Origin of the sequence: Nocardiopsis lucentensis DSM 44048 (assembly GCF_000341125.1) — a bacterium.
Classification (GTDB): domain Bacteria; phylum Actinomycetota; class Actinomycetes; order Streptosporangiales; family Streptosporangiaceae; genus Nocardiopsis; species Nocardiopsis lucentensis.
In genome coordinates this window covers 1-7623 of sequence record NZ_ANBC01000851.1, presented here as the reverse complement: position 1 = coordinate 7623, position 7623 = coordinate 1, and the positions used below count along the sequence as shown (strand labels likewise).

Annotated in this window: 6 protein-coding genes and 1 pseudogene; 2 read left to right on the top strand and 5 right to left on the bottom strand. The window is 71.7% G+C overall.

Annotated elements, in window-relative coordinates; genetic code table 11:
- Nucleotides 1-623 (bottom strand): annotated as a pseudogene (locus D471_RS40545) (molybdopterin-binding oxidoreductase); the annotation flags it as partial.
- A gap of 162 nt (nucleotides 624-785) precedes the next feature.
- Between D471_RS40545 and D471_RS0129650 the strand changes: the two are divergent.
- On the top strand, nucleotides 786-2378 hold the full coding sequence (locus D471_RS0129650) for an OmpA family protein (protein WP_026128217.1): 1593 nt from the start codon (nucleotides 786-788) through the stop codon (nucleotides 2376-2378).
- A gap of 95 nt (nucleotides 2379-2473) precedes the next feature.
- Here the strand turns inward: D471_RS0129650 and D471_RS0129645 are convergent, their stop codons facing one another.
- Nucleotides 2474-3262 carry an SDR family NAD(P)-dependent oxidoreductase gene (locus tag D471_RS0129645; RefSeq protein WP_026128216.1) on the bottom strand — a complete coding sequence of 263 codons (789 nt, stop codon included), beginning with the start codon at nucleotides 3260-3262 and terminating at the stop codon, nucleotides 2474-2476.
- A gap of 133 nt (nucleotides 3263-3395) precedes the next feature.
- Between D471_RS0129645 and D471_RS0129640 the strand changes: the two genes are divergently transcribed.
- Nucleotides 3396-4061, top strand: coding sequence for a TetR/AcrR family transcriptional regulator (locus tag D471_RS0129640; RefSeq protein WP_040691890.1), 666 nt, complete (start codon nucleotides 3396-3398; stop codon nucleotides 4059-4061).
- Here D471_RS0129640 and D471_RS0129635 read toward each other — a convergent pair.
- From D471_RS0129635 to D471_RS0129625, 3 genes are all read right to left on the bottom strand, one after another.
- On the bottom strand, nucleotides 4051-4749 hold the full coding sequence (locus tag D471_RS0129635) for a hypothetical protein (protein ID WP_017601970.1): 699 nt from the start codon (nucleotides 4747-4749) through the stop codon (nucleotides 4051-4053). The genes D471_RS0129640 and D471_RS0129635 overlap by 11 nt on opposite strands.
- Nucleotides 4750-4887: 138 nt before the next feature.
- Nucleotides 4888-6294: a dihydrolipoyl dehydrogenase gene (gene lpdA, locus D471_RS0129630; protein WP_017601969.1), complete on the bottom strand. Its 1407-nt coding sequence runs from the start codon at nucleotides 6292-6294 to the stop codon at nucleotides 4888-4890.
- 129 nt (nucleotides 6295-6423) lie between these two features.
- The gene (locus D471_RS0129625; protein WP_083924409.1) at nucleotides 6424-7341 is read right to left on the bottom strand and encodes a DedA family protein; all 918 of its coding nucleotides are present in this window, start codon (nucleotides 7339-7341) and stop codon (nucleotides 6424-6426) included.
- Nucleotides 7342-7623 lie beyond the last annotated feature (282 nt).

Below are 7623 nucleotides of genomic sequence, written 5' to 3'. Positions count from 1 at the left end.
CAGTGGCCGACGGCACCGGCGGCCGCGGACGCCCCCAGGACCCCGGTCGCGGTCAGGACGAAACCGCGCCTTCCGGGTTCCCGGGTCGGATCGGGCGTCTCCCCCCGCGCCGCCGGTGCCGTCGTCTCCCCCTTCTCCCCCTCCACGGGGGAGGGACCGGCCCCCGCGCTCCTGAGCAGGAGGGCCAGGGCCAGCGCCCCCGCGACCGCGCCGACGAGGACCGGGGCCACGGCTCCCGGCTCGTCGGCGCGGCGCAGGAGGACGGCGGTCGCACCCGCCGTCGCCAGGACCGCCAGTCCGGCGTGGCCAAGGACCGGGCGGGCGAGCGCCACGATCCCCAGCACGGCGCCGGACACGGCGAGGACCACCACGATCCCCGCGATCAGTACGGGCTTGTCGGCCGTACCGAGCAGCGAGATCGCCAGTTCCATCAGCTCGGGTGGGCTGTTGTCGACGAGCGCGTCGCCGACGACGACCACCGGGGACGCGGTGCGCAGCGCGCCGGCGGCGAGTTCGGCGGCGCCGAGGCCGAACGCCGCGGTGAGCAGGCCGACGGTCACGCCGACGGCGGTTCCTCGCTGCTTCTCGGGCCGTGTGCTGCCGCCCCGTGTCTTGGTGGTCACGTGGGGGATTCGCGGCCGGGCGCGGACGCGGATTGGTCGGTTCGGAAGAATTTCCGTCCGGGGGCGACGCGGCCCCGTCGAGGGGGCCGCGCGGTCGGCTCGGGCGCCCGACTGGTGGAGGATGTTGCCGGTACGTCCCCTCAACGATCGGAGTTCCCCCACATGGCGTGGAAGACGCCCGTCACCGCGGTCGCCCTGACCGTATCGGGAGCCCTCCTGCTCAGCGGCTGCACGGCCACCGCCGGCTGGTGGTCCGAGACCTTCGGCGGGGACGGCCCGCCCGAGGTCACGGAGGAGTTCCCCTACGTCCGCGAGGGCCGGATTTTCCAGGACACGGGCCAGGACAACGAGATGACCTTCTCGATCACCGGCCTGGAGCGCACCGACGAGTACACGGTCATGTACTACGAGGTGACCTACTCCGACGAGTTCTCCGGCCCCAACCGGAACCTGAGCATGGCGCACACGCTCGTGGATCCGATGACCGGCCGGGTGTACCGCCAGTTCCTCGACGAGGACGGCCTCAAGTACGGCTCCGAGAGCCCGGGCGGGGACGGGCTGTACCCGGTGCACGACGAGGTCACCAACGAGTACGTCCGCTACTACCCGCGCCTGCCCGACGAGGTCGAGCAGGTGACCTTCATCGGCAGCGGCCTGGGCGCGATGACCGGGATCCCCGTCCAGGACGTGGACGAGGAACGAGCGGACCCCGAGGACCCGAACGGGGCCGACCACCTCACCCTGGACAACCCCCCGCCGCGCGGCGAGAACCTCACCTTCGCCAACCGCCGCCCCGACGAGGACGCCGTGGCCGACGAGGGCTGGGTGCAGAGCTTCGTCGACTCCCAGATCGCCTCCACCACCCGTGACGGCGACCGCGAGATCATTTCGCTGCACTCGGACGTGATGTTCGCCTTCGACAGCTCGGACCTCACCCCGGAGGCCGAGGAGGTGGTCCGGCGCGCGGCCACGACCCTGACCGCCAACGTCGACCCCGAGGACCCGACCATCACGGTCATCGGCCACACCGACGGCATCGGCAGCGCCTCCTACAACGACGCCCTGTCGGTGGACCGCGCCGAGACCGTCCGCGACCTGCTCGCCGAGGAGATCGGCTCCGGGTACACCCTGGAGGTCGAGGGGCGCGGTATGGACGAGCCGGTCGCGCGCGAGGGCGGACCCGACGACGAGCAGGCCCGCGCCCGCAACCGCCGCGTCGAGTTCTCCTACGTCTACAACACCTCGTCGGAGGCCTCGGAGGAAGAGGCGTACGACGAGGACGCCCTGGGCGTGGCCCAGCGCAACGTCACCTGGCCCGCGCCCTACAGCGACGACCCGGGTTCGGTGGTGGCCAGCGGTGAGCTCGACGGGGTGCGCCTGGACGTCTACCCGCTGCGCCGCGACGGCGCCTACGTCCTCGGGACGTTCGCCCTCACCAACACCGGGGACGAGCCGACCATCCCGGAGCTGGGCGGAACGGACGCGATCCTGGCGGGTGGCCCGGAGCAGTTCAACAAGGGCACGCTCGGCGGCTTCCAGCTGCTGGAGCCGGAGAACGGCCTGGTGCGGTACGTGGCGCAGATGGACTTCGGCGAGGGCCGCTACAGCAGCTTCGCCGAGGAGGTGCACCTGCTCCAGCCGGGCAACACCTACGACCTGGTCGCCGTGTTCCCGGCGCCCGCGGCGGACGTGGAGCGGCTGACCCTGCGCGCGGGCCCGTTCGGCGAGTTCGAGGAGATCCCGGTCGAGTACTGACCGGTTCCCCGACGCAGGCACGGGGAGGGGCGCGGTCGCGGTGCGCGCGGCCGCGCCCCTCGTGTGTGCGGGACCCGTGTCAGGTCAGGGCCGGATCAGAAGTGCGTGCCGCCGTCGACGCGGATCTCGGTGCCGGTGACGAACGCACCGTCCTCCGACGCCAGCATGGCGACGACGGAGGCGACGGTCTCCGGCCCGGCGAAGCCCCCGCCGCCGACGGCGGGGCTCAGTTTGGCGAACAGGCTCATGTCGGCGTCCTCGGGCAGGCCCGGGCCGACGCTCCGCCCGCTCGCGCCGCTGCCGTCCGTCATGCCGCTGGAGATCGAGCCCGGCTGCACGGCGGTGAAGCGGATGCCGTCCGCGGCGTACTCGCTGGCGAGCGCGTGGGTCATGGACTGGACACCACCCTTGCTCGCCGCGTAGGCGGCCATGTACGGGTGGGCGAAGGCGGCTGAGGTCGAGCTGAAGTTGACCACGGCGGGACCCCGGCCCTCGCGCAGGTGCGGCAGCGCTTCCCGGATGACGAGGAACGTGCCGACCAGGTTCACCCGGAGGATGTGGGTGAAGTCGGCCGCGCTGGTCCGCTCGGTGTGCGAGGAGCGCAGGATCCCGGCGGCGTTGACCAGCGCGTCCAGTCCGCCGAGCTGGGCGGCGGCGGATCGGACGGCGGCGCGGACGGATGTCTCGTCGGCGATGTCGACGACCACGGTGCCGAGGCGTTCGGCGGCCGGGCCCGCCTTGTCCAGGGTGTCCTTCAGGCCGGCCTCGCTCACGTCCGCGGCGACGACCGCGCCGCCCTCCGACAACACGCGCAGCGCCGTGGCCTGGCCGATTCCGGATCCGGCGCCGGTGACGAGTACGCGGCGCCCTTCGTAGCGGTTCATGGTCTGCTCCAGACTCTCGTGGCCGTCGGGCTGTGTCGTCGGCGGCTCCACTCTCCACTACACGTTATGCATATTTGGCACGTCATGCCACATTGGCGTACATGGTCATTACCACATGACTATGCTGGTGGGAATGAGTGCCGCACCGCCGCCCGAGGCGCCCTCCGCCCCCCTGCACGAGCGCCGACGACGGGCCACACGCCTGGAGATCGCCCGCGCCGCAGCCGCGCTCTTCGCGCGTGACGGAGTGGACCAGACCACCGCCGAGGACATCGCCCGCGCGTCCGGGGTGGCGCTGCGCACCTTCTACCGCTACTTCCGCACCAAGCAGGACGCCGTGGCGCCGTTGCTGCTCGCGGGGGCCGACCGCTGGCGTGCCCGGCTCTCCGAGCGGATGGCGGCGCCGGGGAAGGGGGGCGCGACCGGGCGGGACCTGGTCGGGTTCCTGGCGGAGTCGGTCGCCGAGACCATGTCGGAGGGGGACGACGGCGGACCCGAGGGGCTGGAGTGGACGCGGGCGCTCCTGCGCGCGGCCGCGACCGACGAGGCCCTCCGCGATGTCTGGTACCGGGTGAACCGGCAGTCGGAGGAACGGCTCGCCGAGGTGCTGGAGACGTGGCCCGGGTTCGGCGACGACCCGATCGCCCACCGCCTGGCGGCGGCCGTCGCCACCGACGCGGTGCGGGTGTCGCTCGAGCAGTGGGCGGCCGTCGACGCACCCGCGGAGGGGGACGACGGTCCGGCCGCCCTGGTCGACCGCTGCCTGCGGCGCCTGGCCGCGGGCGTGCTCAGTTCCTGATCCGCTCCGCGGCCGTCATGACGACGCGCTCCAGGTCCTCGCGGGGCACGTCGCCGAAGTAGGAGATCGCGGTCACGTGCAGCTCACCGGGGAGCGCCAGGTACAGGTGGCGGCTGGAGCCGTCCACGGTCCCCACGTACTCCAGGTCGCCGCCCAGGCTGTCGGCCTCGTCGGTGTGGTAGGTGTCCACGTCCACGTCGACGTCCACCTCCCAGTTCATCCGCTCCTCGGAACCGGGCACCCGGACCACGTCGGGATTGGTGCTCGGGTCGGCGCCCAGGGTGAACACGACGGTGAAGGTGGGACTGCCCGACTCGGCGCCGCCGTCACCGTACGAGCACACGAGCTGCTCCGCGTCGTCGACGCCCTCGACCTCGCCGGACTCCTCGGTCAGGACCGGGCCCGGTGCCAGGTCGCCGACGACCTCCGCGACGCCCGCCGCCGCGCACGACTCGGGGAGGGCGTAGCCGGGCGCGTCCGGGGTCTCCTCGGCGTCGGGACCGGTGCTGGGCTCGCCGCTGGGATCACCGAGCGGCAGGCCCTCGAAGGCGTCGAGGTCGCCGCTGGACAGGCTCAGGTCCATGTCGAGGTCGATCACGCCGAAGCCGACGAGGGCGACACCGCCGACGGCGACAACGACGACGGCCGTGCCCAGGCACGACAGGGGGGTGGAGGGGATCAGGCGCATGGGTGGCTTTCGGATCGGGGGCGCCGGACGGCGGGAGGAGACTCCGGCGGGGGTCACAGGGAAACTTAGCAAGTCCCCCGCGTGCCTCGCCGACGTGGCCGAGTCCTCGTTCCCGCCGCCCCGCGTGTCACGGTCCGGTCAGAGGTTGATCATGTGCCCGGCCAGGCCGTGCACGGCCTCCTTGACCGCCTCACTGAGCGTCGGGTGCGCGTGGATGTTGCGGGACACCTCGTGCACCGTCAGGTCCCACTGCTGGGCCAGTGTCAGCTCGGGCAGCAGCTCGGTGACGTCCGGGCCGATCATGTGGGCGCCGAGGAACTCCCCGTACGCGCCGTCGGAGATGACCTTGACGAAGCCGCGGGTCTCGCCCAGGCCGTGCGCCTTGCCGTTGGCCATGAAGGGGAACTTGGCGACCTGGACGTCGTACCCGGCCTCCCGGGCCTCCGTCTCGCTGTAGCCGAAGCTGGCGATCTGGGGCTGGCAGTAGGTGGCGCGCGGGATGAACCGGTAGTCGACCTCCTGCGTCTCGGCGCCCGCGATGGTCTCCACCGCGACGACGCCCATCGCCTCGGCGGTGTGCGCGAGCATGAGCTTGGCGGTCACGTCGCCGATCGCGTAGATGTTCGGGACGTTGGTGCGGCCCCGGGCGTCGATGTCGATCGCGCCGCGGTCGGTCAGCTTCACACCGGTGTTCTCCAGGCCGTAGCCCTCGACGTTCGGCGCGAACCCGATCGCCTGGAGCAGGCGGTCGGCCTCCAGGGTCTGCTGCTCGCCGTCGGAGGTGGAGACGGTGACGCGGACGTTCTCGCCCGTGTCCTCGACCCCCTCCACGCGGGTGGAGGTCATGACCTTCACACCGAGCTTCTTGTAGGCGCGTGCCAGCTCCTTGGAGACCTCCTCGTCCTCCAACGGGACCATGCGGTCGAGGAACTCCACGATGGTCACGTCGACGCCGTAGTTGGCGAGGACGTAGGCGAACTCGACGCCGATGGCGCCCGCGCCCGCGATGATGATGCTCTCGGGGAGGTTCTCGTCGAGGATCTGCTCCTCGTAGGTGACGACCCGCTCGGAGAGTTCCGTGCCGGGGATCAGCCTGGTGGAGGACCCGGCGGCGATCACCGCGTTGTCGAAGGTGACGGTCTCGGTGGAGCCGTCCTCACCGCGCACCTCGACGGTGTTGGCGTCGAGGAAGGCGCCGCGCCCGTTGAGCTCGGTGATCTTGTTCTTCTTCATGAGGAAGTGGACGCCCTTGACGCGGCCCTCGGCCACCTCACGGCTGCGGCTGTGGGCCTTGCCGAAGTCGAACTCGACCGTGCCGTCCACCTTGATGCCGAACTGGTCGGCCTCGGTGCGGAACAGGTGGGCCAGCTCGGCGTTGCGCAGGAGCGCCTTGGAGGGGATGCAGCCGACGTTCAGGCAGACGCCGCCCCAGTACTTCTCCTCGATGACGGCCGTGTTCAGCCCGAGCTGGGCCGCGCGGATCGCCGCGACGTAGCCGCCGGGCCCAGCGCCGAGGACCACCAGATCGAAGTGTCGCTGTCCCATGACGGGATCTCTCCTTGAGTGTGCTCGTGACGCACCCAGGCAGCCGGCAGGCCCGGGGTGTCGGATTGCCGAACGCCAGCCTAGCCGTGCGGCCCCCGCTCGTGGGTGACCAGGTGGACGCGCACGCCCTCAGGCGGTCTTCTCTGCGGACTCGGCCGCCGTGGCGGCCCTCTCCCGGGCCTTCTGTTTGGCCTTCTCCGCGCGCTGCTGCTTGAACACGGGGTAGAAGGCCATCGCGAAGATGATCGCGAAGGTGATCCACAGGGCGTAGCGGTCGACGAGGAGGATGATGTCGACCCCGGTCTGACCGCTCGCGTAGCCGACGGCCGTCACGACCCCGGTGAGGATCAGGGCGCCGAGGGCGTCGAAGAGGAAGAAGGTCCGCAGGCGCATTCCGGTCCACCCCGCGGTGACGTGGATGAGTGCGGCGGGCACGCCCGGCAGGTAGGAGAGCGTGAGCGCGATCCGGATGATCCACGGGTTGAGGTCGTGGGCCTTGTCCGCGAACTTCTGCGCCCGCTCGCCTCGGGCGAGGAAGTTGTTGATGAAGCCGCGGCCCCAGCGCCGGCCCAGCCACCAGAACAGCCAGTCGACCTTGACCTTGCCGAAGACGCCCGCGACCACGACGAGCCACAGCGGGATCTCGCCGATGCGGGCGAAGGCGGCCGCCGCCCCGACCGCCGCGTTGCTGCCCGTCAGGAAGGCCAGCCCGATCGGATGGTCGGCGATGAGGAGCGGTTTGACGGGGGTGAGGGCCAGGAAGAAGGCGGGGATGCCGATGGCGCAGGCGAGCAGGATCTTGTCCTGGCGGGTGGCCTTGCCCTTCCAGGGCTTCATGGCACGCAGGGCCTCCCGGGCCTCCTGCTCGCGTCTGGCCCGCTCCGCCTCCTTGGGGTCGGTGGGGGCGTCGTCGCCGGGGCCGTCCGCGTCGTTCGCGGTGTCCTCGTCGGTCCGGTCGGTTCCGGTCTCGGTGACACCGTCGCCCGGGGTGGTCTCGTCCGTGCTCGCGCCGTCGGCGGTCGGGTGGGTGTTCCTCTGCGTTGCCATGGTTCCCAGCATGTCGTGGCGGACGGGTCCGCCGTAGTCGTACACGTCACCGTGTCGGAATGAGGGACGTGACGTGCGGGGGATGACAGGTGTCATGTCGGGACGCGCAGGAGGCACGGCGTCCGCGGGTCCGGATTCGGTGGAGGGTGAGGGGGTGAGACGAAGCCCCCGCGAGACACCGTCAGTCCCGGGGACCCGGCGGCACCGGCCACCGCCAGGACGGGGCCCACCGGCAGCTCTCGGAGACGTCCGGGGGCATGGGCGGGAGCAGGTGCGCGCCGG

Coding starts and splice junctions, on each gene's coding strand:
- D471_RS0129625 (WP_083924409.1), bottom strand. CDS start 7,341: ATGGCAACGCAGAGGAACACCCACCCGACCGCCGACGGCGCGAGCACG.
- lpdA (WP_017601969.1), bottom strand. CDS start 6,294: ATGGGACAGCGACACTTCGATCTGGTGGTCCTCGGCGCTGGGCCCGGC.
- D471_RS0129635 (WP_017601970.1), bottom strand. CDS start 4,749: ATGCGCCTGATCCCCTCCACCCCCCTGTCGTGCCTGGGCACGGCCGTC.
- D471_RS0129650 (WP_026128217.1), top strand. CDS start 786: ATGGCGTGGAAGACGCCCGTCACCGCGGTCGCCCTGACCGTATCGGGA.
- D471_RS0129645 (WP_026128216.1), bottom strand. CDS start 3,262: ATGAACCGCTACGAAGGGCGCCGCGTACTCGTCACCGGCGCCGGATCC.
- D471_RS0129640 (WP_040691890.1), top strand. CDS start 3,396: ATGAGTGCCGCACCGCCGCCCGAGGCGCCCTCCGCCCCCCTGCACGAG.